The organism is Phytomonospora sp. NPDC050363 (assembly GCF_040655735.1).
In the GTDB taxonomy this organism is placed as follows: Bacteria; Actinomycetota; Actinomycetes; order Mycobacteriales; family Micromonosporaceae; genus Phytomonospora.
This window is the reverse complement of the sequence record NZ_JBFAKK010000002.1, coordinates 615,488-640,466: the sequence shown is the minus strand read 5'-3', so window position 1 is coordinate 640,466 and position 24,979 is coordinate 615,488. Positions and strand designations below refer to the sequence as shown.

Here is a 24,979-nt window from a genome sequence, read left to right as displayed (position 1 = left end):
ATGACCGCCACCCCTCCGGTCACCGAGGATCAGGTTCGCGCCCGCAGCTACCCCCACCCCGCGCTGTCGCGGCCGGTGGTGCGCTTGATCGCCGACGGCGTCGCGCCCGGCGCCGACGTCGCCATGGGCCATCTCGGCTTCGGTGAGCCGCGCGTCTTCGAGCCGACCCTGACCGCCCCCCGCCGCCCGCTGGGCTATCCCGCCTGGGCCCTGGTGAACGACCCGGCGAACGCCTCGGCGGCGCTGGCGGCCTCGAAGGAGCTGCGTTCGGCGGCCAAGGCCGCCTCGGCGAAGCCGGCGGCGGCGGTCGCGCAGTACGAGAGCATCGCCGCGCGCCTGCCGATCGCCCACCAGCCGGCGCTGTTCGAGCAGGCCGCCCGGGACTTCCTCGACGTCGAGCGCGACTACTGGGCGGGCATCTTCTTCAGCAAGGCCCGCGAGGTCGAGGTCGTGCACGCCCTGGAGATCGACCAGCACTACCGGCAGCTGTCGTACATCGAGTTCGCCGTGGCGGGCGCGGTGACGGTCAAGGCGCTGAAGAGCTACGCGGCCGAGCTGCTGCGAAGCCATGGAGGCGGCGAGGCCTACGAGATCTTCCTCGACCTGGCGATGCGCCGCACGAAGGCCGGCGTCCCGCCGTGGGCCGGGCTGCCCGCGCAGATGAAGGAGCTGGCCAAGGCGGCCGGCCTCGACGTCGACAAGGCGATGGACGAGCTGGCCGTGAGCCTGCTGCGGCTGCCGTCGACCCGCCGCGCGCCGGCCGGGTTCTGGACGGCGCTGTCGCCGATCCTGCTGCGGCTGTGCAAGTCCGACGAGGAGACCCGCCGCCGCGTCGTGGAGCTGTTCCCCGAGGAGCGCGACTGGTGGTGGCGGTTCCTGGGCCGCTTCGACGCCGCCGGTTCGGTCGAGGACGTGCCGGGCTGGCTGGCGCGAGCGCACGAGTACGCCGCCGGCGGCTACGGCAGCCGCAACTCCCCCGCCGAGCTGGTCGGAATGGTCCCGGACCTTGCGCCGCGCGTGGACGCCCCCCTCGACGTCTCGGTGTGGGCGAACACCTGGGGCATCATCGACGCCGACCTGGTGGAGGCCTGCGTCGCGGCGGGCATGCCGGTGCTGGTCCCCGAGCAGCCGGCCCTGCTCGGCCTGAGCGAGTGGGGCCGCAACACCGGCCTCAACACCCTGGCCACCCTTGAGGAGTGGCATCCGGTCCTGCTGCGCTCGGTCGGCGCGTACCTGCGCCGCGAGAACGCCCGGCCGCTGCTGGAGTCGCCCGCGCTGCTGCCTTTCGCGACCGAGGTGATCGAGTCGTGGATCGCGCGGACCGAGGGCGCCGGCCTCGCCGACGTCGAGGACGTCCTCGACTCCCTGACGCGCGCGCTGACCGACACTCCCGTCCCACCCGAGCTGACCGCCCGGATCGCCGCGATCGACGTGGCCGGGGCGCTGGGCCGGGCGCTGCGCGCCGGGATCTTCGACGAGTACCACTGGCCCGCCCTGGACGAGGCGATCGCCGAGCTCAAGGCGGTCCAGGGCCACTCGGCGAGCTGGCCGGTCCTGACCGTGTGGGACGAATCGCAGGCCATCGCGGTCGGCCCCCAGGGAATCGTCGCGCGCTTCCGCTTCCCCGCCGGGCAGACCACCAGCAACCTCACGGCCGTCTACTCCGACGGGCAGTTCCTGGTCCAGGCGGGCTGGTACAGCGGCGAAGGCTACTGGTCGGGCGCTCCCGACGACACCTTCCCCGGCGGCAACATCCCGCAGTCCTACCTGCACAACGGGATGGGCTACACCCTCATCAACCCCGAAGGCCGGCGCCTGAGCTACGTCGCGCCGCTGCTCTCGGGTTCGGCGCAGTCGCAAGAGAGGGCCTACGGGGCCCCGCACATCCTCACCGACGGCTCGTCCTTCTGGGACGCGTCGGCCGGCGACGGTCCGCCCAGGCGCATCGACCCGAAGACCGGCAAGGACGCCGAGGACCAGACGCAGCCGGCGCTGCTCGGCGCGGCCGAGCTCGGTGACGGCGAGGAGGTCCAGCTTCGGTACACGACCCTGGCGCGGCTTCCCGAGACGCGGCGGGACAGTCCACTGGGGAGCGTCAACGGCATCGTCGGCGCGGTCTCCTACGGCCCGCCGCCCACCCGCGACCGCGGCTACCAGCCCGGCGGCGGCGAGTTCACCGCGTCCCTGCGGCACATCGACGGCCGCGTCGCCACGATCCGCACCCACCGCGTGAACGCCTGGTGGCCGCACGGGCTGCTGACCTACCCCGGCGGGGAGGAGAAGGTGCTGATCGCGCAGTCGAGCGCGATCGGCCTCGCCGACCCGGTGACGGGTGCGGCGCACTGGCACGTCATCGTCGGCAACGGCTCCGGTGAGAAGTCGACGCTGAGCGCGACCGCCGGCGGTGCGCTGCTGGTCCCGCCGGCGGCGTACTGGCACTTCTTCGCGCCCCGTTCGGTTCCCGCTTCCCGGTTGCTGCGCGCGGTGACCGACGAGACCGCCGCCGAGATCCTGGCGGCCGATCCCGAGGACCGCGACAAGGTCATCGACGCGCGCCTCCCGCTGGAGAACGAGGGGGTGACCGGCGGCGTGCGCGGCCTGTCCCGGCTCGCGGCGCTCCAGACGCGCAGGCGCGACAAGCTCGTCGAGCGCGAGGAAAAGGTCGCGCCGACGGTGGATCCGGCCCGCCTGGTCAACGCCACCAAGGGCGTCATCGGATCCGACTGGGGATCGCGCTACCAGTCCGTCCTTGAGCAGATCGCCGGCTACGCCGCGGTGCTGACCGGCACGGCCGGGCCGGCTCCGCACTGGAACGGCGGCACCGAGCTGCGCATGAGCTGGCACGACCTGATCGGTGAGATGGAGGCGCTCGCGTGGAGGGCGGCCAGTCCCGCCGTCGACGAGGACGTCCGGGCCGACCTGCTGACCACGCTGGACGTGTGGGCCGGCACGGTCTTCGCCGACCCGGCGGTCAGCGTGCGGATCAGCACGGTCGACGCGGCCTCCTACGGAGAGAAGCTCCTCTCCGACGAGACCGACGCCGCCGCCGGAGTGCGCTGGGTGCGCTCGGCCGACACGGTCATCAGCCTCGGCGAGGCGCCGACCGCGATCTTCCGGACCCGCGAGAGCGGCCCCGGCTGGGGGGAGGCCGCGCGACTGCGCGAGTTCACCGCCCTGGTGCGCGCCAAGGGCCCCATCCCGTGGGATCCGGCCGCGGCGCAGGCCTTCGCCGAGTACACCGGCCTCACCCTGGCCACCGCGAGCTGGCTGCTGATCACCGTTCCCCTCTACGACTCCTGGCCGCGCGACGTCGAGCGGGACAAACTGATCCGCGACACCCTCGGGATGAAGGCGAAGGCGCTGGCGCCGGGCCGATCCGAGGCCGAGCGCGTCGGCGACAGCGGCCTGCGGGCGCTGTACCGGGGCGCGCTGCCCGACGACCCGGCCGAGCTGTGGGCCGAAGGCGGGATGCGTGCTGTCGCCGATCATCTGGCGGCCGCCTACGCCGAGCGCCACGGCCGGCGCACCTCCGTTCCGGAGTCCACTGTGGAGGCGATGGCGGCCTACAACCCGCACGCCGCCGTGAGCGTCGTGCTCGAACGCATGACCAACCCGGCCTCGGTCCCGGCCCTCGTCGAGGACGCCGCCGACCGTCTCACCCCGGTCGGCGACGACGCCTGGACACTGGCCCGCGTCGAAGGCCGCGAGCCGCTCTCCGACATCCTCGGCACGCTGGTTCGCGGCATGTTCAGCGCCTACTACGCCCTGCCCGCCGGGGACATCGTCCGCGACTGCGTACCCGCGCTCGCGAGACTGATCCGCGAACGCCTCGCGGCGCCGGGACTGATCTTCACCGCCTCGCGGCACTGGTCGAACCAGCTCGACACCGACGCCCTGCGCGAATCACTCGACGGCCGCCCCTACATCGGCCCCGACGGCAGACCCGCGCCCTACGTCGTCGACACCGGCGCGCTGATCGTGGAGTTCCGCGGCGGTGCCTACGACGTCTACGTGCGGCCCGCGCTGGTCGACGACGGACCCGCCGGCCGCTTCGCGCGGACCATGACCACCGGGTGGAGCGACCCGATGGTCCCGATCGACCTCGCCCGCAGCGAAGGCCTCGCGGCGATCGTCGACCGCATCGAGAACGGCGGGCTCCCCCAGGGCGCCTGGGAGGCCGACCCGGCGCGCTCGGCGCCCGGCCTGGTCGCCGAGGTCGCCGCCGAGCTAGGCCTGGCCCCCGACCCCGCCGCCCTCTACCTTCAGCTGCTCGCGCTGGCCGAGCCGACCGACCGCAACGTCAAACGCTGGAACGACTGGACACCGGCCCGGCACAAGAAGGCGCAGACCGCCCTCGTCGACGCCGGACTGGTCGTCGAGGCGACCCGCGCCCGCGCCGGGCGCAAGGTCTTCATCGCCGGACGGTGGGAGGCCTTCAAGGCGCCCATGCTCCCCGTGGAGACCGCCAAGCTCGACCTGTACGGCTCCCGTCCGTACGGCATGCTCATGCCCTTGCGGCCCATCCCCGAACTGTTCGCCGAGGCCTGGCGCCGACGCGCGGAAGGAAGCGCCCCCCGATGACCGAGCAGCCCCAGGTGATGCCCGCAGAACAGCGGTACGCCGCCGAACTGGAGTTCCTCGCCGCCTACGACGACGGCCCCCGCCCGCCCGGCTGGCGCCTGACGCCCTCGGCGGTGGTGACCTTCGTGATCGGCGGCCAGACCCTCGAACTTCCCAAGCCGCATCCCGTGGCGCCGCAGACGATGGAGATCGCCACCAAGTTCGTCGGCGACCGCTCCCTTGTGGAGCGTGCCGTCGTGACGCTGGCCGGCGACCGCGGTCTGCTGCTGGTCGGCGAGCCGGGCACGGCGAAGTCGATGCTCTCCGAGCTGCTGTCGGCGGCCGTGAGCGGAAGCAGCGCGCTGACCGTCCAGGGCACCGCGGGCACGACCGAGGAACACCTGCGCTACGGGTGGAACTACGGGCTTCTGCTGGCCAAGGGCCCCACCGAGGAGGCCCTGGTCCCCTCGCCCGTGCTGACCGCGATGCGGCGCGGCGCGGTCGTGCGGATCGAGGAGGTGACCCGCTGCCTGCCCGAGGTGCAGGACGCGCTGGTGTCGCTGCTGTCGGACCGCCGCATGTCGGTGCCCGAGCTCGGTCTGAACATCTCCAGCACCGAGGGCTTCACCGTCATCGCCACCGCGAACCTGCGCGACCGGGGCGTCTCGGAGATGAGCGCGGCCCTCAAGCGCCGCTTCAACTTCGAGACCGTCCCGCCGATCGGCGACCTGGAGTCCGAAGTGGACCTGGTCCGCCGGCAGGCCGGTGCCGCGCTGGCGCGCCACGGCCGCGACTTCCAGGTCGACGACCTGGTGCTGCGCGCACTGGTCACCGCCTTCCGGGACCTGCGCTCCGGGCAGGCCGTCGAGGGCTGGCAGGTGGAGCGCCCGGCGACGGTGATGAGCACCGCCGAGGCCGTCGGCGTCGCCACGTCGATGGGGCTCCAGCGCTCGTATCTGGGCGTCGAGGACGAGACGACGCTGCTGCCGGGCTACCTGCTTGGCACCGTCCACAAGGACGACCCGGAGGACCGCGGCCGCCTGCTCGCCTACTGGGACACCGCGGTGCGCCGCCGCGCCGAGGCCGACGCGCGGCCCTGGCGCCGGCTGCACGAACTGCGGCACGTTCTGGAGGCGTGACCGCGTTGACCCAGCCGACCGGCCCCGCCGAGCTCGTCGACCGGCTGCACGAGTCGCGAGCGCCCTTCCTGATCGGCGTCCGGCACCACTCGCCGGCGCTGGCCGCGGCCATGCCCGAACTCCTGGAGGAGGCGGCGCCCGACGCCCTGTGCGTCGAGCTGCCCGCCGAACTCCAGGAGTGGACGGAATGGCTCGCGCACCCCGAGACCGTCGCGCCGGTGGCGTGCAGCGTCGCCGACGCCGCGGGTGAGCGGCTGGGCTTCTATCCCTTCGCCGACTTCTCCCCCGAGCTGGCCGCGATCCGCTGGGCGCGCGCCAACGACGTGCCCGTGTACGCGATCGACCTGCCCGCGGGATATCGGCGCGGATCGCAGTACCGCGAGCCCGATCCGCTGTCGGCCGCCTTCGGGCGCGCCGCGGGCGTGACCGACACCGACGAGCTGTGGGACCGGCTGGTCGAGGCGAACGCCTACGGGACCAAGGCCGCCGCGCTTCGGCGCGCGGCCCTGGCCGTCGGCGTCGCCCTGCGCGGCGAGGGCGCACCGTCCGACGTGGACGCTCTGCGTGAGGCGTGGATGCGGCGGAGCATCGCCCGGACCGGCGCCTCCCGCCCGGTCGCGGTGATCGGCGCCTTCCACGCACCCGCGCTGGTCGGCGAGCACGAGGAGCCGGCCCTCGACGAACCGCTCGGCGAGGTGTCGTGCGCCCTGGTGCCCTATACCTTCGCGCTGCTCGACTCCCGTTCGGGCTACCCCGCCGGGATCCGCGACCCCGAGTGGCAGCAGGCGGTCTTCAAGGCCGGCGGCGACGCCGACGAGGTCGCCGCGCGGGCCGCGCGGGCGATCACCGAGATCTGCGGCCGCCTGCGAGACGCCGGCCACGCCGCCGGCACCTCCGACGCGATGGCCGGTGTCACGCTCGCGCAGGGCCTGGCCGCCCTGCGGGGACTGGCCGCGCCGGGACGCCGCGAGGTCATCGAGGCCCTGGAATCCACGCTGGGCCAGGGCGACCGGCTCGGCCGCGCCCGCGCGGTCGCGGTGGCCTGCGAGGCGGTCCTGGTCGGCTCGCGCCGGGGAAGGCTGCCCGAGTCGGCACCGCGCGGCGGACTTCTGTCCCACGTGGAGGACCTGTTCGACGAACTCAAGCTCCCGCGCGACGGCGTGGTAAAGACCCTGAAGCTCGCACCCCACCGCTCGGCCCTCGACCACCGCCGCAACATCGCGCTGACCCGCCTCGACGCCACCGGTGTCCCTTATGGAAGGTCGCGCGAGCTCGCCGGTCTCGCCGACACCGCCGCGGTGGGCCGGGAATGGACCGTGCACTGGGAACCGCGCACGTCGGCGACCCTCGAATGGCTCGCCGCCTACGGTGCGACCCTCGCCCAGGCCGCCACCGGGCTGCTCCGGCAGCGCTGGGCGCGGCCCGACATCACCGCCGCGGAGCGGCTCGCCTATCTAGAGGTCTCGATCGACGCCGAACTCGGCGAACTCACCGAGGCCTGCCTGGGGCGCCTGCACGCCGATGTCGTGTCCATCGCGGGGCTGCCCGAGCTGCTGTCCGCCTACCACCTGCTGACGCGCATCGGCTCGGCCACCGCCGAGAGCCTGCGCGCGGAGGTCGCCGCGGCCGCCATCAACGCCGTCGACGGCCTGGCCGGCTCGGGGAATCCCGCCGACGCCAAGGCCCTCGCCGAGCTGGTCCGCCTCTCGCGGGCCGAGCACGAGCACCTGGGCGCCGAACGGCTCGTCTGGCGCTTCCGGAACCTCGCCGCCGACGGCTCGCCGCTCACGCGCGGCGCGGCCAGCGCGGCACTGACCCTCCTGGACCGCGAGGACCGCGACTGGCTGGGCTCCCGGGCCGCCGCGTGGGCCGAGGAGCCCGACGGTGAACGCGCCGCCGGTCTCCTGCGGGGCGCGCTGCTGGTCGCCGGCGACCTCTGGGACGCCGACCCGGCGCTCTGGAGGCCGCTGTCCCGGCGGATCGAGGACTGGCCGGACGCCGACTTCTGGCCGCGACTGCCCGCCCTGCGCGACGCCTTCGACGTCTTGTCGACGGCCGGCCGGCAGCGCCTGTTCGAGACGGTGAGCACCGCCTACGGCAGCGACCGGGCCCTGGGCGCGCTCGAAGTGCCGCCCGAACTCCTCGCCGCGTGGGCTGCCGCCGACGAGGCGGGACGCGCCGCGCTCGGCACCGAGGACACAGTGGACTCGGCCGGCAGCGTTGGGATAACGGGCGAGGAGCTCGGCGGCGACGAGAACACCGTGGACCGCTGGCGGCTGATCCTCGGCCGCGAGAGCGACCGGCTCGACGGCGGCTGCAAGGGCGCCGCCTTCGCCCTCGACGACCTCTACGGCGCCGGGCACGGCGAGGGGTCCATGGGAATCGGCGCGACGGGCGCCGGCTCCGGCGCCGCCGAACCCTCGATCCGCGAGTGGGCGGGAGAACTGGAGCGGCTCTTCGGTTCCCGCGTCCGCGAGGAGGTCCTGGCCAGGGCCGCCGCGCGCGGCCGGCTCGAAGCGATCGCCGAGATCGACCCCGCGCAGGTCACCGCCTCCATCGATCTGCTCACACAAGTACTGAGCCTGGCCGGATCCATGCCCGAGGCCAAACTCGCGCCCCTGCGCAGACTCGCCGCACAGCTCGTCGCCGACCTCACCAAGGCCCTCGCGACCCGCCTGCGCCCGGCGCTGACCGGCATGACCACCTCCCGCCCGACCCGCCGCAACACCGGCCGCCTCGACCTGTCGCGGACCGTCCGGGCGAACCTGCACACCGTCCGCGAGGGCCCGACGCTGGTCCCCGACCGGCTCATCTTCAAGTCCCGCTCGGTGCGCAGCGCCGAATGGGACGTGCACATCCTCGTCGACGTCTCCGGCTCCATGGCCCGCTCGACGATCTACAGCGCGCTCGTCGCCGCCGTCCTGCACGGCGTCCCGGCCCTGTCGGTGCACCTGACCACCTTCTCCACCAGCGTCATCGACCTCACCGAGCACGTCGCCGACCCACTGAAACTCCTCATGGAGGTCTCCGTGGGCGGCGGCACCGACATCGGCAAGGGACTGCGCTACGTCCGCGAGCAGATCGACGTCCCCTCGCGCACCATCGTCGCCGTCATCAGCGACTTCGACGAGGGCGTCTCGGTGCGCGCGATGCTCAACGAGTTCCGCCTCCTGGTCGGCGGCGGCTCGCACGTCCTCGGCCTCGCCGCGCTCGACGACCGCGGCGAACCCGTCTACAACAAGGCGATCGCGGCCCAGATCGCCGAGGCGGGAGCTCCCGTGGCCGCCCTGTCCCCGGCGGAACTGGCCGCCTGGATCGCCGGAAAGGTGCGGTAATGAGGCCGACCATCGACGCCGCGCTGCGCACCGAGCTCACCGCCGCGGGACCCGCCCGGGTGCTCAAGAAGCTGGAAGCCGACCCGGTCCTCGCCGAAGGCTGGACCTGGAAGCAAGACGGTCCGGTGTGGACGGTCGCGACCGGCACCCAGATCGTGCGGCTCGACGGCGAAGCGATCACCACCGCCGCACAGGTCTCCTGCGACTGCCTGCTGACCCCGCGCTGCCTGCACCTCCTGGCGACGCTGGCGGTCCTCGAAGCGGTCGGCGGAAAGGCCGTCGACACCACGGACGCATCCGAGCCCGAGACCGCGTCAGGCCCCGCCGACGAGCCCCGGCCCGTCCCGGTGCCCGTCCGCCTCACCGCCCGCCAGCGCGAGGCCGCCGAACTCGCCTGGCAGGCCGGTGCGGCACTGCTGGCCGAGGGCGCCGCCAGGGCCGGATCCCCGGCGAGGGACGCGCTGCGGCACGCGGCCGACTCCTCCCGCCGGGCCAAACTGCCGCTGCTGTCGACGGTCGCGACCCGCGTGGTCACCGACCTGAACACGCTGGCCAAGGACCGGCCGTCCTTTCGGCTCCAGACGCTGACCGCCGACCTCCAGCTGCTGCTGTCGCTGGCCGCCCGCCTGCGCGGCGAGCCGACCGACGCCGACGTCGGCGTGGCCCGGCGCGACTACACCGACCGCAGCGCCGGGCGCTTCCTCGGAATCTGCGCCGAGCGGATCGTCACGACCTCCGGCTATGCCGGCGTGGTCACCTACGTCGTCGACCCCGACCGTCGCATCTGGACGGTCGCCGACGTGCGTCCCGGCGGCGCCGACCGGGTCCTGGAGGCCTACCGCACCACGTCGAGCGGACTGCCGTCCCCCTACGAACTCAGCCGCGCCGGAGTCTTCGCCGCCGGTCTGCGGATGAGCGCCGACGGCCGCCTCGGCCGCGCCGGCTCGGCCGACGCCGCACGGGTCCCCGAGACCGCCTGGACCGACCCCCAACTTGATCCACTGTGGACCGAACCGCTGGACGCGCAGCTCGACCGCGTCGTCCCCGTCCTCACCGCCGACGAGGCCGACCGCCGCGCCGGCGACGACCTGATCTTCGCCGAGGTGACCGTCGGCGAACTGCGCCCCGGCGCGCTCACCGTCTACGCCGGCGACGTCCCCATCTCCGTGCTCGCCGCCACCGACGCGCGGCCCGCCGTCGGCAATCTCCGGCGCCTCGCCGCGCACCGGGGCGCCACCGCGCGGATGATCCTGCGCGTGCACCCCAGCCTGCCGAGGACCGCGTTTCCCGTCGCCGTCGGCGAGTGCGCCGAACTGCGCCTCAAGAGCGCCTGGACCGGCCGCGCGAACCTGACGATCGACGAACTGCCCGGCGGGCAGGCCGACACCCTGGGGTCGGCCCACGCGACCGGGATCGACCCGCTCGACCCGGTGTCGCGGGTGCGCAGCCGCACCGTCCTGAGTGGACGCACGGCGCTGCGTTCCGCCGCGCTGCCCGCGACCGTGGCGACGCTGCGCAGGCACCGGCTGACCACGGCGGCGGTCCTCCTCGACCGCCTCGCCGAGGCCGCCAACGCCACCGTCGTGAGCCCGACGGGCGAGACGGCACCCGCGGCGCCCGACGCGCTCGCGGCGGCCTGGATCGCCTGCGGCGCCTACGAGACGGCGGCGCGGCAGGCGCTGCTGCGCAGGCTGTGGTCGGCGGGGTAGGCCGGTGAGCCGGGGCGCCGGGATCAGTCGTCGAGGCCGCCGAACATCCAGTCCGTGACGGTGTCGAAGGTCAGTTCGGTCATGGACCCGCTCGGCGGGACGATGTCCCTGGGTGCGCCGTGCCCGCTGAAGATGAAGTCGACCGTCAGCGTCCCGGCGGGGCCGCCCTCCAGCTCGTAGCGGAATGACTTGATGTTCCCGTTCACATCGAGCACGGCGCGGAAGGCGACCTCGTCATCGTCGTCGAGGCTCCTGGTCTGGTATTCGGGCAGGCCGGTGCGCGCCTCGTCGACGGCCTCGAAGTCCAAGACGCCCTCGTACCGCATCGTGCCGACGCGCTCGGCCTCGACGATCTGGGCGACCAGGGCCGGCAGCCAGGTCGAGGGGCCCATGGTCCGGGTCTCCTTGACGAAGCTGGAGGCGCTGGCAGCCAGGTGGCCCCAGCCCTCGGGCATGTCGGGGATGCCCTCGTACCTCAGCCAGAGTTCGTTGCCGATCCGGATCGTCTCGGCCGTCGCGGTCACCGAGCCGTCGGAGCTGCTGCGCGAGATCGCGAGCTTCTTCTCCCCGGGGAGTTCGGCGCCGTCGACGTTGTCGGCCCACTGGTCCGTCTCGTAGGCGCCCATGTAGTCGAAGCCCTCGGAGAGCTTCTCGACGGCGGCCTCGATCGCGTCGATCGGCGGCGCCTCCGTGGGAGCCGCGACGGTCGCTTTCGTGCAGCCGGCGGCGGCGAGGACGGCGATCAGGACGAGGGCGGCGGGCAGCGTGCGTGCGAGAGGTCTCATTCGCCGTACCCTCCGAGCAGCCACTCGACCATCGACTCCTGGGTCAGCTCGGTCATCGGCTCGTCCGGCGCGGTGATCTCCCTGGGCTGCCCGTGTTCGGTGAAGCTGAACACGACCTCCATCGTCCCGCGCGCCGTTCCTTCGAGCTCGTAGCGGAAGAGGTCGAGGTTCCCGTCGACGTCGAGGGTCGCCCGGAAGACCACCTCGTCGGCGTCGTCGACGTCGGAGGCCACGTACGCGGTCAAGCCGGTGAGTTCGTCGTCGACGGACTCGAAGTCCACGACGCCCTCGTACTGCATGGCCCCGACGCGTTCGATCTCGACGATCTCATCGAGGAGCGCCGGGATCCAGGTCGCCGGCCCGATCATCGCCGAGGCCTCGGCGAAGGCGCCCCCACCGCTGGCCAGGTGGCCCCAGCCTTCGGGAAGATAGGGGGAACCGTCGTAGCGAAGCCACAGTTCGTCGCCGATGCGGATCGTCTCGGACGTCGTGGCGGTCGAGTCGTAGACGCTGCTCTCGGAGCGCGTGAACTTCTCCTCGGCGGGCAGTTCGGCGCCGTTGACGTCGTCGATGCCGACGTCGGTCTTGTAGGCGCCCATGTAGTTGAAACCTTCCGACAGCCTCTCGGCCGCGGCCTGCACCGCCTCGATCGGCGGTCCCGCCGGCGGGCCGGCGACGGTGGCCTTGGCGCATCCCGAGAGAGCGAAGAGGGCGGCGAGGGCTAAAGGCAGCGTGCGGTTGCGTGCGGATCGCATGAGGGGCACCTTGGCTAGGCAGGTCGAGAGTGGGCCTGACCATGATGCCCATCCCCGCCGGGCCCGGACGAGCCGGGTCCGTCGACTGTGGACCGCCGCGTCTACAGGCCCCCGAACCATTCGAGCGCGTTGTCCTCGATCTCGACGATTTTCCCGTCGGGCGTGGTGACGTCGTTGGGGGCGCCGTGCAGGCTGAAGCTGTACATGACCTCGATGTCGCCGAACTCGGTGTTCTCGATCTCGTACTTGACGGTGTTGACGGTGCCGTCCTTGTTGAGCAGCACCGAGAACTCGACCTCCTCGGCATCGCCACCGAGACTGTTCGACAGGGACCTGCCGAGGCCGTTGCCCTCGACGTCGACGGCGTCGAAGTCGAGGACGCCGGCATAGGTGCGGTCGCCGTCGCGTTCGATCTCGATGACCTCGTCGAGCAGCAGCGGCAGCCAGGTCGAGGGCCCGACGACGCCGCTGGTGTCGCGGATCGTCCCGGCCTCGCCGAAGTGGCCCCAGCCGGTGTCGGCCTCGGGGGTCACGACCCGCATCCACGCGTCGGAGCCGATGAAGCGGACCTCGGTGGTGAGCGAGCCGCCCGATCCGGACAGCTGCTGGTAGTGGCGCAGCTTGTCCTCGGCCGGGATGTCGTCGCCGTGGACGCTGAGGGTGTCACCGCCGACGGTGAGCCAGCCCTGGAAGGAAACGCCGCCGGCGAGACGCTCGGCGGCGTTCTTCACCGCGTCGAGGGGTTCGCCCCAGGCCGGCGCGGTGACGGTGGCGTTCGTGCAGGCCGCGAGGGCGAGAACCGTTGCGGCGGCAAGGAAGGAGGACAGCGTGGCACGGTTGCGCGAAGGGGGCATGGGGGCACCTTGAAGTGGGCTGGGCGGGCGGGCAGCCCAATGATGCCCGGCCCCCGGCCCATGATCAAGGGCGTTGCGGCCAGGCCTTCATCGCCGTCTCGGCCACCGCGTGCAGTTCGGCCCGGGTGGCGCCGTCGCGGGCCTGGCTCGACATGCCCTGCACGACGGCCGCGTAGAACCTGGCCAGCGCCTCGGCGCCGGGGGCGGCGGGGATCGCGCCCTCGTCGACGTCGACGGCGATCCGGGCGGCTATGGCGGCCTGGCTGGTCTTGCGGTGGCAGCGCAGCGCGTCGCGGACGAGGTCGTCGGAGGCGTTGACGGCCGCGCAGATGATCAGGCAGCCGGGAGGGTGCGCCGGGTCGGTGTAGTCGTCGGCGAGCGTGGACAGCAGGCGGGCGACGGCCTCGCGCGCGGTCGGCTCGGCCATTGCCTCCTCGAAGCGGACGCGGTTGACGTCCTGGTAGCCGGCGACGACCTCGCCGAAGAGGGCCCGCTTGTCGCCGAAGGCGGCGTAGAGGCTCGGCGGGCGGATGCCCATCGCGCTGGTGAGTTCGGCGATGGAGGTCGTCTCGTAGCCGCGCTCCCAGAACACCCGGGTGGCGTGGCCCAGGGCCTCGTCGCGGTCGAAGGCGCGAGGCCGTCCTCGGGTAGCTGACACCCCCACATTCTATAGCGCTCGCTACACATGTGCTAGCGTCCTTTCCATAGCGACCACTACAGAAATGGTGAGCCCGATGAACCCCACCCCAAAGACCGCTCTCGTCACCGGCGCCTCCCGGGGCATCGGCCGCGGCATCGCCACCCGCCTCGCCGCCGACGGCCTCGTCGTCGGCGTGCACTACGGCTTCAACGAGGCAGCCGCGAAGGAGACCGTCGAGGCCATCACCGCGGCGGGCGGGCGCGCCTTCCCCGTCCACGCCGAACTGGGCCTCGCGGGCGACGCCGAGACCCTGTGGGCCGCCTTCGACGAGGGCCTCGCGGCCTTCGGTGTCACCGGCCTCGACGTGCTGGTCAACAACGCCGGGACCAACGGCCCCGGGCCCATCGCCGAGGCCGACCGCGAGGGCTTCGCGCGGGCCTTCGCGCTCAACGTGGACGCCCCCTTCTTCATCACCAAGCTCGCCCTGCCGCGCCTGCGCGACGGCGGGCGGATCGTCAACATCTCCACCGGCGCCACCCACATCCCCTGGCCGCAGGACCCCGCCTACGCCATGACCAAGGGCGCCCTCGAACAGCTCACCCGGGCGCTGGCGAAGGAACTCGGGCCGCGCAGGGTCACGGTCAACACCGTCGGGCCGGGCGTGATCGACACCGACATGAACGCCTCCTGGCTGCGCGCCTCCGACGAAGGCCGCGCCGCCGGCGCCGCCTACTCCGCCTTCGGCCGCGTCGGCGAGGTCGGGGACGTCGCCGACATCGTGGGCTTCCTCGCCTCCGACGCCGGCCGCTGGGTGACCGGCTCCTGGATCGACGCCACCGGCGGCTCGCTGCTGTAGGGATTCGGGCAGGGCCGAAACCGTGGGCGCGGACGCGGCGTCGGCAGAAGACTTGCGGAAACCGCTCACGCGTCCGCAAGGAGTGCTCATGCGCCACCTCAACGCCCTCGCCGACCGGATCCTCCGCGTCCTGGTGCCCGCCGACGTCAAGGCCGCCGCCGCCTGCCCGCCCGAAAGCTGGACGGAGACCGAGTTCCGCGCCTGCCCCGGCGGTCTGCGGATCTGCCGGCGGACCTGCCGCGTCCTACCCTCGTGTTCGTACAGCTGCGGCGCCTGGTCGTGCGGCGGCTGCAACCTGGAGTGAGCAGGAACGGTGGTGCCCGCCGGAGTGCCCGCCGGCGGGCACCACCGTCGAACCCGTAGGAGGAGCCATGCGTCAACTCGACGCGATCGCCGACCGAATCCTCAGGGCCCTGGTCCCCGCCGACGTCAAGGCCGCCGCAGGCTGCCCGATCGACAGCTGGACCGAGAACCAGACCCGCCAGTGCCCGGGCGGAACGATGTACTGCACCCGCGACTGCAGGCTCCTGCCGTCGTGCGCCTACTCGTGCACGGAGTGGAGCTGCAGCGCCTGCATGACCTGAGCGGGCGTCAGTCCTCGCCCAGCCCGATCCTGAGCCGCACCGGGCTGCCGTCGGCGGCGGCGGACAGCACGACGGGGAAGTGGCCGTCGCCGCCGGTCGTGAAGGCCAGGGTCCGGGCTCGCCCGACCTGAAGTCCGCCGTGCCCGAAGACGCCGTCGCCCTCGCGAAGCCGCGCCATCATGTGGAAGTGGTGCGAGTGCGGCCGGAAGTCGGCGACCAGGCCCTTGCCGCCCTCGGCCTTCCACCGCCGAACCTGGAGGACCCGCTCCGCCGCCTCGGCGACGGGCAGGTCGGCCCACCCGTGCACACCCTCCGGTAGCAGTGGCGCCCCGAAATGCTCGGCCGCCTCGGCTGCGTCGGCGCCCCAGAACGCCGCGTCGGCCAGGCCGTCGAGCGACTCCTCGTGCACCCAATCGCCGAGCGCGTCCGCGTCGGCGAGGATCAACCGCGCCCAGTCCACACCGACCCCGCCGACCTGGCATTCGGTCGCGGGCTCGCCGTCCCCGAGCCGCACCTCCACACAGCGGGGAAACCCGTCACCGCCGACCTTGCCGACGACCGCGCAATCGCGTCCGGCCGGGACCGGGATCGCGACGGACGGGACGCCGTTGACCTGGAACACACCCCCGCCGGCCACCGTCACACGGCGGACGCGCTCGCGGTGCGCGACCCGCGCGGCCTCCGGCACCAGCTCGACCGACCACCCCTCCTCGGCGAAACGCTCCTCAAGGCGCTCGACGCCCTGCGCGGGCAGGTCGTAGACGTGCGTCGCGCCGGACAGGCCCAGCGACTCCGCGGCGGCCGAGGCGTCGGAGCCCACGAGGCGAAAGTCGCGGGCGGAGGCGACGACCTCCCGCAGCTGCTCATCGTCGGTGTCGAACCCGCCCGGCTGCCCCTCCCCCGACCATGACTCCAGGTAGCCCATGTCGGTGACCACCAAGACCCCGCTCGGGCATGACACCACGCCCATGGGCACTCGTTCGGCCGTGTCGCTCATCGCGGCTCCTCACTCGTCGGCATCGGCGCAGGCTAGCCGTCGGGTGTGTCGGCACACCGAACCACCCGCCCAGCCCCGCCCGTTGTGTCCGATCATCCGAAGGCGTTCGCGAAGCCCCGACCGAACATTGGTTCACCTCTGCACCACGCCCGAGTCGGAGCCGCCCCATGACCTCTCCCCCGCCCGCCAGCGACTGGGCCGCCCACCACCCGCCGCCCCCGCCGCACTACGCCCGCCCCGCCACTCCGCGGGCGCGGCACCTGCCCCCACCGCCGCAGCCCGCCCCCGTCCGCGCGCCCTCGGCACCCCACCGCGCCTGAGCCGCCCACGAGAAAGGCCCCGACCCGGGTTTCCCCAGGTCAGGGCCTTTTCCTTCGCGCTGTGGCAGGTGTTGGATTCGAACCAACGTAGGCGAACCGGCGGATTTACAGTCCGCTCCCTTTGGCCACTCGGGCAACCTGCCTCACACCTTCGCGAACGAAGGCGCGGCACACAGGATAACCACACGCCCCGCACCCCCCGCAAGCGGGTTGCTCACATGGTCAGCCGCATCGACGGGTCGGGCGTCCGCGCGAAGCCCAGCGACCGGTACAGCGGCTCGGCGTCGACGGACGCGCGCAGGTCGACCTTGCGTATCCCCTGCTCGCGGTACCAGCCGAGGACGCCCTCCATGCACGCCCGCGCGTAGCCCCGCCGCCGGTAGCCCTCGTCGGTGGAGACGCTGAACACGTACCCGGTCCGCCCCGCGGGGTTCGCGGGACTGCCCAGCCGCTGGTCGATGACGCCGACGGCGCACGCGGCCAGCCGCCCCGGCTCGTCGGGGCGCTCGACGACGAAGGCCGCGAGCGTGGCGTCGCCGGCGTCGAGCTGCCTCTGGAGGACGGCGGCGGCCTCGGCCTGCCAGGGCCCCGGCGCCGACTCCTCGCCGTGCAGGGCGGCCTGCATCACTCCCCGCAGTCGCACGAGTTCATCGACGTCAATCGCGGTCGCCCGGCGCGCAGTGATCATGTGCGGCACGGTATCGCGACACGACCCGGCACGCGAGGGGTGATCCTTGTGAACCCGGCGACACGAAGAATCCGTTGCGCCACCGGGCATTCACTCCGCGTTCAGTCCGTCAGGCGTTCAAACCCGGCGGGCAACCCTCCACTGTGGACCACGCCGAGCGTCTGGGTCGCCCGGGTGAGCGCGACGTAGAGGTCGGACAGCCCTCGCGAGGACTCCCCGGCGATCGCCCCGGGCTCGACGAGCACGACGGCGTCGAACTCCAGTCCCTTGGCGCGCTTGACGTCCAGCACGACGACCGGGCTCTCCAGGTCGGCCTTCTCGCCGACCGCCGCACCCGGCACCTCCCGGACGACGGCCTCGCCGAGTTCGGCGAGCGACCCGCCCGGCACGAGCACCGCCAGGCGCCCGTCACCGACCCCGGCCGCCTCCCGGGCGACGATGCCCGGCAGCGCGGCGGCCACGTCGTCCACATGCGACATCCACGGCGTGTTCCCGGTCTCCCGCACCGAAGTGGGGACCTCCAGGGACGGGTCGAGGGCGGCCAGCACGTCGGCGGCCACGTCCATGATCTCGGCGGGCGTGCGGTAGTTGACGGTCAGGTGCTCCAGCCGCCAGCGGTCGTCGACGTAGGGCGAGAGCACGCGCTCCCATGAGGTCGTGCCGGCCTCGTCGCCGGTCTGCGCGACGTCGCCGACGAGCGTCATCGACTTGCTCGGGCAGCGCCGCATGAGCAGCCGCCAGGTCATCTCCGACAGCTCCTGCGCCTCGTCGACGATGACGTGCCCGAACATCCAGGTGCGGTCGGCGGCGGCCCGTTCGGCGACGGTCAGCCGCGCCTCTTCCTCGTGGCGGCCGGCGAGCTCGTCGGCGTCGATGAGGTCGAAGGCGGTCAGGACCTCCGACTCGATGTCCTCGAACTCGTAGGACTCCGAGCCGGCCGCGATGTCGAGAACGCCTTGGGCGTAGGCGATCCGCTCGCGCTGCTCTTTGGCACGGCGGGCCTTGGCCTTGGTGACGCGGTCGTCGTCGCCGAGCAGTTCGGCGGCCTCGTCGAGCAGCGGCACGTCGGCGGGGGTCCAGCCGCCGCCGGGCTCGCGCCGCAGGGCGGCACGCTGCTCGGGCGTGAGTTTGGGCGTGGCGGCCTCAAGCAGGTCGTCCCACTCGTACAGGTCGTCGAGCAGGCGCTGCGGGGTCAGGATCGGCCACAACTCGTCGAGGGCGGTCAGGACGGCGCGGTCCTCGGCCAGCTCCCGGCGCATCTCGGCGAGGTCGCCCTCCTCCAGGAGGTTGGGGGCCTCGGGGTCGAGGACGTCGGCGCCGATGCGGTCGGCGATCTGGCGGGCGAGGCCGTCGACGACGACCTCGGCGAAGATCTCGCGGGCGTGGTTGTGCGTGCGCAGCGAGCGGCGGGCCTGCTCGCGGGCGCGTTCGGCGAGGGCGGGCTCCAGCCACACCGGGTCGCGCTCGACGATGATCTCCATCGGCTCGTCCGGGACGCGCTGGCGGTCGCGGACGGCGCGGGCGATGACGTCGGCCATCGCGATGGACCCCTTGACGGCGGCGGCCGCGGCGGGCTCCTCGCGCTCGGCGCGCACCCCCGGGAACAGTCCGCCCACAGTGGACAGCAGGGCGCTGGTCTCGCCCAGCGACGGCAGGACGCGACCGATGTATCCAAGGAAGGTCGGGTTGGGCCCGACCACCAGGACACCGCGCTGGGTCAGTTCGCGGCGGTGCGTGTAGAGCAGGTAGGCGGCGCGGTGCAGCGCCACGGCGGTCTTGCCGGTGCCCGGCCCGCCCTGGACGACGAGGATCCCGCGCACGTCGGCGCGGATGATGCGGTCCTGCTCGGCCTGGATGGTCTCGACGATGTCGTTCATGCGGCCGGTGCGGCTGGCGTTGAGCGAGGCCAGCAGCACGCTCTCGCCGGTCACGGGGTCGTGCCCGCTGGTGTCGACGGCGGTCAGGTCGAGGACCTCGTCGTCGACGCCGGTCACCTCCCGGCCCTTCGAGCGGATGTGGCGGCGGACGCGCACGCCTTCGGGCGCGGCGACGGTCGCCAGGTAGAAGGGACGGGCCGCGGGCGCGCGCCAGTCCATGAGCAACTGCGCCCGTTCGGCAGAATCCTCGTAAAGTCCGCGACGGCCGATGTAGCTTCGCTCACCGTTGTCGAAATCGAGGCGACCGAAGCAGAGCCCGCTTTCCAGCGCACCGTATTCGATGATGTCGTCGTGGTATCCGGCGGCGAAACTGTCGCGTTCGCTGCGCGCCTGATGGGTGCCGCCGGACTGGCCGAGCACCTGGTGGAGGCGGCCGGAGGCCTGCTCCCGCATGGCATCGAGCCGGGCGTAGAGCTTGCTCACGTAGGCTTGCTCACGTTCGATTTCCTCGCTTGACAACGAGACTCCATTCTGTTAACGTTGCCCGAGTCGACAATTTCTGTGTCGATTTCGCGTGCACAGCGGATGGCAAATATAGCCTTTCTTTCCGCAGCCGCCAAGCTGATCCCACTCCTTCCGCGAGTGCCTTTTATTACCCTTTGCCGCCTTGGCGCCCATGCGCGCGGCACCCCTCATCGACCTTCGGGACCTGCGCCCCTCCGCCGGAAACTTGCAAAGAAGTCTTTGCAACGAAGCCTTTGCAAAGCTATGTTTGCCTCATGAGCGAACCTGAGACTCCCCGTCCGGCCGGCTACGACCCCGAGCAGGACGTCATCCTCGACGCCCGCCGCATCCGCGGCATCGCCCATCCCCTCCGCGTCCGCATCCTCGACATGCTCCGACGCCACGGCCCCGCGACGGCGACCGTCGTCGCCGAGCGCCTCGGCCAGTCGAGCGGCGCGACCAGCTACCACCTGCGGCAGCTGGCCACCTACGGCTTCGTCGTCGAGGATCCCGACCGCGGCACCGCCCGCGAGCGCTGGTGGAAGGCCGCCCACCGCTCCACCCGCCTCGACGACAGCTCCCAGATCGACCCCGCCGACGCGGAGGCCTACCTGCGGGCCGTCGTCGACGCCACCGCCGCCCGCGCCGAACGCTTCATCAACGAGCTGCCCTCCCTGCCGCCGGAGTGGCGCGCGGGTTTCACCTTCAACAACGTCTCGCTGCGCCTGACCGTCGAGGAGGCCGCCGCGCTGATCGAGGAGGTCACCGGCGTCCTCGACCGCTACCGCCGCGACCACGTGCCCGGTGCGCCCGAGGACGCCGAGCACGTCGCGGCCACGTTCAACCTGCTCCCCAGATTGGGCGAGGTCGAATGAGCCGCCTGCCCCTCGCCGGCTTCCTCACCGCGCACACGATCTCGGCGACCGGGAGCCGGCTGACCCTCGTCGCGCTGCCGTGGCTGGTGCTGTCGACGACCGGTTCGGCGACGCGGACCGGTGTGGTCGCCTTCGCCGAACTGTCCCTCTACGTTGCCGCCGGGGCCTTCGGCGCGCCTCTCGTCGACCGCTTCGGGCGGCGCCGGGTCGCCGTCGGCGCGCAGCTGTTCAGCGCCGCCGCGATCGCCTGCGTCCCCCTCCTCTACGACGGCGGGAACCTCCACTTCGGTGTCCTGCTGGGAATCGTGGCCCTGGCCGGGCTGGCGCAGGGCTTCGCCTCCAGCGCCGACCGGGTCCTGCTTCCGGAGATGATCGAGGCTTCCGGCGCGTCGATGGAGCGCTCCCTGTCGGTCTACGACGGCGTGGACCGGCTCGCCGGGCTGCTCGGCGCGCCTCTGGCCGGACTGCTGATCGTGTGGATGGGCGCCGCGCACGTCCTGTGGCTCGACGCGCTCTCCTTCGCCCTGTCGGCGGTGATCCTCGCCTACGCCACCCGGTCGGCGGCGACACCGTCCACTTCGGAACGCGAGCCCTATCTCAGGGCGCTGCGGACCGGCGCGAAGTTCCTGTTCACCGACCGCCTGCTGATGAACCTGTGTCTCATGCTGATCTTCACCAACATGGCCGCGCAGGCCTTCACGGTCGTGTTCGTGCCGGTGTGGATCCGCGACTCGATCGGCGATCCGGCCGCCCTGGGCACCATCTCCGCCGCCTTCGGCGTCGCCGCCGTCTGCGGGAACGTGCTGTTCACCTGGCTCGGCCCGAGGCTGCCGCGCCGCTGGACCTTCGCGATCTGCTTCCTGATCGCCGGTTCACCGCGCTTCTTCGCCATGGCGGCCACCGACGACCTGGTCGCCGTGCTGATCGTCTCCTTCGGGTCGGGCCTGGCCACCGCCGCGCTGAACCCCATCATCTCGGCGGTGTCGTACGCCCGCATCCCCAGCGAGCTGCAGGCCAGGGTCCTCAGCCTCACCGGGGCGCTCTCCTGGCTCGGGATACCCGTCGGGGCCCTGCTGGGCGGACTCGCGGTGTCCGGTTTCGGACCGACCGGAGCCCTCCTCGTCGGCGGCACGGTGTACCTGGCGGCGACGATTCTGCCCTTCGCGCAACGGATCTGGCGGGACATGGACCGTCCGTCCACAAAGGAACCGGAACGGCGACTCGCCGGAACCGCCGCGTGAGGATCCCCCACATGTCGCTTCTGCGGCCTAGGATGCCGCTATGTCGGAAACTCCCCGCACTTTGCGCACCGGCGGATTCGACGAGTTGTTCGTCGCCGGGAGGAAGGTCGAGACGCCCCGCGTCTCCGCCGTTATCGAGGTGGTCGACCTCGGCGAACTCGCCGTGCCGACCGGGCGGCTGGCCGCCTGCGACCCGATGGTCTATTGGGAGCTGGAGCCGTTCACCGTCGAGCTCCCGCGCGGAGCCCACCCCGTGCGGCTGAGCGTCGTGCTGGTCGACGCCGTGCACGGTCAGCCGCAGCCCGAGGCGCACCGGCGGGTCGCCGCCGCGCAGGTCCTCGTGCGCGACACTCCCGCCATGGCGTGGGAGATGGCGGTGACCGCCGGGCAGGACACGTCGACGCTGACCGGGGACCTGTACTTCGGGTACGGCGTCGACGCCGGGACGGGGGCGTTCATCGACGCCTCCGGCGGCAAGGCGCTCGACCGGATCAACGACGCCGACAGCGCGTACGACCTCGACGACGCCCTCACCGACGCCGGTAAGGCGGTGCCCCCGCGCATGGGGGCGAACGTCACCGACGAGGAGACGGGGCTGAACGTGGTGGTATTTCCGTCGGGGTGGGGGGACGGTGTGTATCCGACGTGGATCGGGCGGGACGCGGCGGGGGAGGTCGTGTCGGTGGTGACGGACTTCCACGTGCTTTGAGTTTGAGGGGCGGGTGGGTGGCTGTGCGGGCGGGCGGCCGTGCGGGCGGCACCGGTTGCGGGCGGCCGACGACCGGTTCCGGCGCGGGCGACGACCGGGGCTGCGTCGGCGCGCTCGGTGTGGGTCGGTGGGTTCGTGAGTTGTCCACAACCCGCCGGTTATCCACAGCGAACGCGGCTCACGTTCGCCACTCACGCCTGAGACTCGCCTACCGTCGAACGTAGGGAGGAGGCCGGGAGGCCCCTGCGGGTCTCGCGTTCGCTCATCGCATGGGGCAGGGGCAGGTCAGACGTCCTCGCCGAGCGGCTCCGCGGCTGGGTTCGGGAACCGCCGGCCGGGTGGCCCGGACTTGGACCGGGGCCTCGACCTCGACCTCGACCTAGCTGCACGCCTGGGCCCGCCGCAACCACTCCAGCCCTCGCCCACACGCCGTGGGCTCGCGCCAATTGTCCGGGGACTCGCCCTCAACCACACGGCCAGCCCGCGCCCCGCACTCTCGGCCCCCGGAGCCGCGCTGCCAGGCGCCGTCGCCACCCCCGGGCTCGCCCGCAACCACACGGTCAGCCCTCGCCGTACGCCCCGAGTCCACCCGGAGCCGCGCCGCCAGGCGCCGCCGCGTACCCCGGGCTCGCCCCCAGCCCGCACCGCTAGCCCTCGTGGCGCCCCTGGCCCCCGCCTCACGCCCCAGCCTTCGCCTCACGCCCTCGCCAGCCCCGTCAGCGCCACCACCTCGCATCCGCACCCGCCGGTTTTCCACAACCCACCGGTTATCCACAGCGAGCGCGATTCACGTTCGCCACCCACGCCTGAGGTTCGCCTACCGTCGAAAGTAGGGAGGAGGCCGGGAGGCCCCTGGGGCGGTCACTTCTCGGCGTAGGCCTTGAGCTCCGCCAGCTCCTGCTCCCAGCCCTTGGCGTTCTCCTCGGCGTGCTCGGCCTGCGCCTCTGCGGGCCGGGCGAGCAGGCGGAAGCCGGTCTCGACGACGGTCAGCACGGTGATCGACCCCTCCGGCGAGAGCGTGAACTCAACGAGCGTTGAGTTGCCCTGCATGGGGTCGACGTCGGGCTCGGCGGCCCAGCGGAACGCGAAGTTGCGCGGCGCCTCGACCTTGGTGACCACCGCCCGGAAGTCGCCGTAGGCGGCCCACCCCAAGGCCATCTCGCCGCCCGGCCGCAACTCGACCGAAGCGGAGTCGCCGAACCATCCGGCGATGTGCTCCGGCGAGGTGAGGACGTCCCAGACGCGGTCGACGGGCGCGTCGACGCGGGCTTCCCGGGTGATACGGGTGGGGACCATGGTGGCTCGCTCCTTCGCTGAGGCAGTGACTGCCGCAAGACGGGGCCTGCAACCTGATGGTTGCACAGCGAGCCGATTCGAGGGGTTCTCACAGCTCAAACGGGTGGATCGAACGCGCGCACGGCCCCGCGGGCACCCACCGTCGGCACGTCCGTGCACACCCCGCCACTGCGGCACCCCGCTCAGTGACCCAGGCCACCCACTAACATCACATGCCGAGTCCACTAAGGACAACCTTAGGACCGGTTCCCGACATAACCCTTCCGGTCACGCTTCAACTCTGTTGAGTTAGATGGACCGCCCCCTTGACCCCGATGAGGCTTCAGAGAAGGTGCCGGCAATGACACGCAGTCTGGAGAGGGCCGCTCAGCGCGAGACCGAGTCGGCGACCGACCGCGGCGGTCGACTCGCCGAGATCAACATGATCCTCGGCGACGGGCCGAGATCGATCGACGTTCCCAAGATCGCCCAGCAGGTCGATCCCAAACGCGTCAGGCAGTTCGACGGGGGCAAACTGGCGATTCCGTACGCCGAACCGGACTGGGACGACTTCAAGCCGCCGCACTCCAACAAGTTCGGCTCCTCGCTGCCCTCGTACAAGAAGGCGCACCAGATGTCGGTGCTGAAGTACCGCCTGGCGCTGACCGACTGGCGCAAGCGCGAGTGCGCCCGCCTTGAGGAGTACAACGCCGAGCGCGCCGCCTACGACGAGGGCATTCGCAAGCGCATCGAGACGCACAACGCCCGCGCGGAGCGCATCCTCGAAGGCGTCCGCAACGGCGACCCGGCCGAGGTCGTGCGCTACACGCACAGCGCCCTGGCGGAGTCGACCTTCCCCGAGTGGCTGTCGGTGCGGCGCGACCTCTCCTACCGCCCGTCGGCGCGCGAGCTGACCATGACGGTCGAACTCCCGCCGCGCGAGGTGCTGCCCGAGGGCACCTCCGACGAGCGCGCGGAGATGTACGAGGCACTGCTGGTCCAACTGACCTTGCGCTGCCTGCGCGACGTGTTCCTCGCGACCCCGCCGCGCATCGTCAACAGCGTCCGCGTCATCGGCGAGATCGAGGGCCTACGACTGGTGGTCGTGCGCACCGAGCGCACGCCCTTCACGGACCTGAACCTCGAGTCGATCGACCCGACCTACGCGCTCACCCAGCTCGGCGCGCAGCTCTCCTCCGACCCGTACCAGCTGGTGCCGGTCGGCTAGATCCCGAACGCGATCGCGTCGGCCGGTGAGACCGGCCGGCGCGATGTC

20 protein-coding genes and 1 tRNA gene are annotated in these 24,979 nt (G+C 72.4%); 12 read left to right on the top strand and 9 right to left on the bottom strand.

Annotation, left to right across the window (positions count from 1 at the left end; translation table 11 throughout):
• From AB0I28_RS07465 to AB0I28_RS07450, 4 genes are read left to right on the top strand one after another with little or no spacing between them, the layout of a single operon-like run.
• On the top strand, positions 1-4,581 hold the full coding sequence (locus AB0I28_RS07465; RefSeq protein ID WP_357490592.1) for a hypothetical protein: 4,581 nt from the start codon (positions 1-3) through the stop codon (positions 4,579-4,581).
• Positions 4,578-5,699, top strand: coding sequence for an AAA family ATPase (locus AB0I28_RS07460; RefSeq protein WP_357490590.1), 1,122 nt, complete (start codon positions 4,578-4,580; stop codon positions 5,697-5,699). The genes AB0I28_RS07465 and AB0I28_RS07460 overlap by 4 nt, the downstream gene beginning before the upstream one ends.
• Positions 5,696-9,034 carry a DUF5682 family protein gene (locus tag AB0I28_RS07455; protein ID WP_357490588.1) on the top strand — a complete coding sequence of 1,113 codons (3,339 nt, stop codon included), beginning with the start codon at positions 5,696-5,698 and terminating at the stop codon, positions 9,032-9,034. The genes AB0I28_RS07460 and AB0I28_RS07455 overlap by 4 nt, the downstream gene beginning before the upstream one ends.
• Positions 9,034-10,743 carry a hypothetical protein gene (locus AB0I28_RS07450; protein ID WP_357490586.1) on the top strand — a complete coding sequence of 570 codons (1,710 nt, stop codon included), beginning with the start codon at positions 9,034-9,036 and terminating at the stop codon, positions 10,741-10,743. Before AB0I28_RS07455 ends, AB0I28_RS07450 begins: the two co-directional genes overlap by 1 nt.
• Before the next feature lie 23 nt (positions 10,744-10,766).
• Here the strand turns inward: AB0I28_RS07450 and AB0I28_RS07445 are convergent, their stop codons facing one another.
• The 4 genes from AB0I28_RS07445 to AB0I28_RS07430 form a co-directional block, all read right to left on the bottom strand.
• Entirely contained in the window at positions 10,767-11,528 is a 762-nt protein-coding gene (locus AB0I28_RS07445; RefSeq protein ID WP_357490584.1) for a hypothetical protein, read from the bottom strand.
• Positions 11,525-12,283 carry a hypothetical protein gene (locus tag AB0I28_RS07440; RefSeq protein ID WP_357490582.1) on the bottom strand — a complete coding sequence of 253 codons (759 nt, stop codon included), beginning with the start codon at positions 12,281-12,283 and terminating at the stop codon, positions 11,525-11,527. Before AB0I28_RS07440 ends, AB0I28_RS07445 begins: the two co-directional genes overlap by 4 nt.
• A gap of 101 nt (positions 12,284-12,384) precedes the next feature.
• Positions 12,385-13,137 carry a hypothetical protein gene (locus AB0I28_RS07435; RefSeq protein WP_357490580.1) on the bottom strand — a complete coding sequence of 251 codons (753 nt, stop codon included), beginning with the start codon at positions 13,135-13,137 and terminating at the stop codon, positions 12,385-12,387.
• Positions 13,138-13,201: 64 nt separating this feature from the next.
• On the bottom strand, positions 13,202-13,795 hold the full coding sequence (locus AB0I28_RS07430; protein WP_357490578.1) for a TetR/AcrR family transcriptional regulator: 594 nt from the start codon (positions 13,793-13,795) through the stop codon (positions 13,202-13,204).
• Positions 13,796-13,871: 76 nt separating this feature from the next.
• Between AB0I28_RS07430 and AB0I28_RS07425 the strand changes: the two genes are divergently transcribed.
• From AB0I28_RS07425 to AB0I28_RS07415, 3 genes are all read left to right on the top strand, one after another.
• Positions 13,872-14,633, top strand: coding sequence for an SDR family oxidoreductase (locus tag AB0I28_RS07425; protein WP_357490576.1), 762 nt, complete (start codon positions 13,872-13,874; stop codon positions 14,631-14,633).
• 88 nt (positions 14,634-14,721) lie between these two features.
• Positions 14,722-14,937, top strand: coding sequence for a hypothetical protein (locus tag AB0I28_RS07420; RefSeq protein WP_357490574.1), 216 nt, complete (start codon positions 14,722-14,724; stop codon positions 14,935-14,937).
• 67 nt (positions 14,938-15,004) lie between these two features.
• Entirely contained in the window at positions 15,005-15,217 is a 213-nt protein-coding gene (locus AB0I28_RS07415; RefSeq protein WP_357490572.1) for a hypothetical protein, read from the top strand.
• 7 nt (positions 15,218-15,224) lie between these two features.
• Here the strand turns inward: AB0I28_RS07415 and AB0I28_RS07410 are convergent, their stop codons facing one another.
• Positions 15,225-16,214, bottom strand: coding sequence for a hypothetical protein (locus tag AB0I28_RS07410; protein ID WP_357490570.1), 990 nt, complete (start codon positions 16,212-16,214; stop codon positions 15,225-15,227).
• 167 nt (positions 16,215-16,381) lie between these two features.
• Between AB0I28_RS07410 and AB0I28_RS07405 the strand changes: the two genes are divergently transcribed.
• Positions 16,382-16,534, top strand: coding sequence for a hypothetical protein (locus AB0I28_RS07405; protein WP_357490568.1), 153 nt, complete (start codon positions 16,382-16,384; stop codon positions 16,532-16,534).
• A gap of 62 nt (positions 16,535-16,596) precedes the next feature.
• Here the strand turns inward: AB0I28_RS07405 and AB0I28_RS07400 are convergent.
• From AB0I28_RS07400 to AB0I28_RS07390, 3 genes are all read right to left on the bottom strand, one after another.
• Positions 16,597-16,677: transfer RNA gene (locus AB0I28_RS07400), tRNA-Tyr, on the bottom strand.
• Between the two features lie 71 nt (positions 16,678-16,748).
• Entirely contained in the window at positions 16,749-17,222 is a 474-nt protein-coding gene (locus AB0I28_RS07395; RefSeq protein ID WP_357490566.1) for a GNAT family N-acetyltransferase, read from the bottom strand.
• Positions 17,223-17,323: 101 nt separating this feature from the next.
• Positions 17,324-19,618 carry an ATP-binding domain-containing protein gene (locus AB0I28_RS07390; RefSeq protein ID WP_357490564.1) on the bottom strand — a complete coding sequence of 765 codons (2,295 nt, stop codon included), beginning with the start codon at positions 19,616-19,618 and terminating at the stop codon, positions 17,324-17,326.
• Positions 19,619-19,878: 260 nt separating this feature from the next.
• Here AB0I28_RS07390 and AB0I28_RS07385 point away from each other — a divergent pair, with 260 nt between their 5' ends.
• From AB0I28_RS07385 to AB0I28_RS07375, 3 genes are read left to right on the top strand one after another with little or no spacing between them, the layout of a single operon-like run.
• Positions 19,879-20,478, top strand: coding sequence for a helix-turn-helix domain-containing protein (locus AB0I28_RS07385; protein WP_357490562.1), 600 nt, complete (start codon positions 19,879-19,881; stop codon positions 20,476-20,478).
• The gene (locus AB0I28_RS07380; RefSeq protein ID WP_357490560.1) at positions 20,475-21,719 is read left to right on the top strand and encodes an MFS transporter; all 1,245 of its coding nucleotides are present in this window, start codon (positions 20,475-20,477) and stop codon (positions 21,717-21,719) included. Before AB0I28_RS07385 ends, AB0I28_RS07380 begins: the two co-directional genes overlap by 4 nt.
• A 40-nt stretch (positions 21,720-21,759) precedes the next feature.
• Complete coding sequence (locus AB0I28_RS07375) at positions 21,760-22,428, top strand: DUF4241 domain-containing protein (protein ID WP_357490558.1); 669 nt, start codon at positions 21,760-21,762, stop codon at positions 22,426-22,428.
• Positions 22,429-23,289: 861 nt separating this feature from the next.
• Here the strand turns inward: AB0I28_RS07375 and AB0I28_RS07370 are convergent.
• A complete protein-coding gene (locus tag AB0I28_RS07370; protein ID WP_357490556.1) occupies positions 23,290-23,724 on the bottom strand; it encodes an SRPBCC family protein in 435 nt (144 codons plus the stop codon).
• Positions 23,725-24,064: 340 nt separating this feature from the next.
• On the opposite strand from AB0I28_RS07370, the gene AB0I28_RS07365 reads away from it, so the two are divergent.
• On the top strand, positions 24,065-24,931 hold the full coding sequence (locus AB0I28_RS07365) for a hypothetical protein (protein WP_357490555.1): 867 nt from the start codon (positions 24,065-24,067) through the stop codon (positions 24,929-24,931).
• The last annotated feature ends 48 nt before the right edge of the window (positions 24,932-24,979 follow it).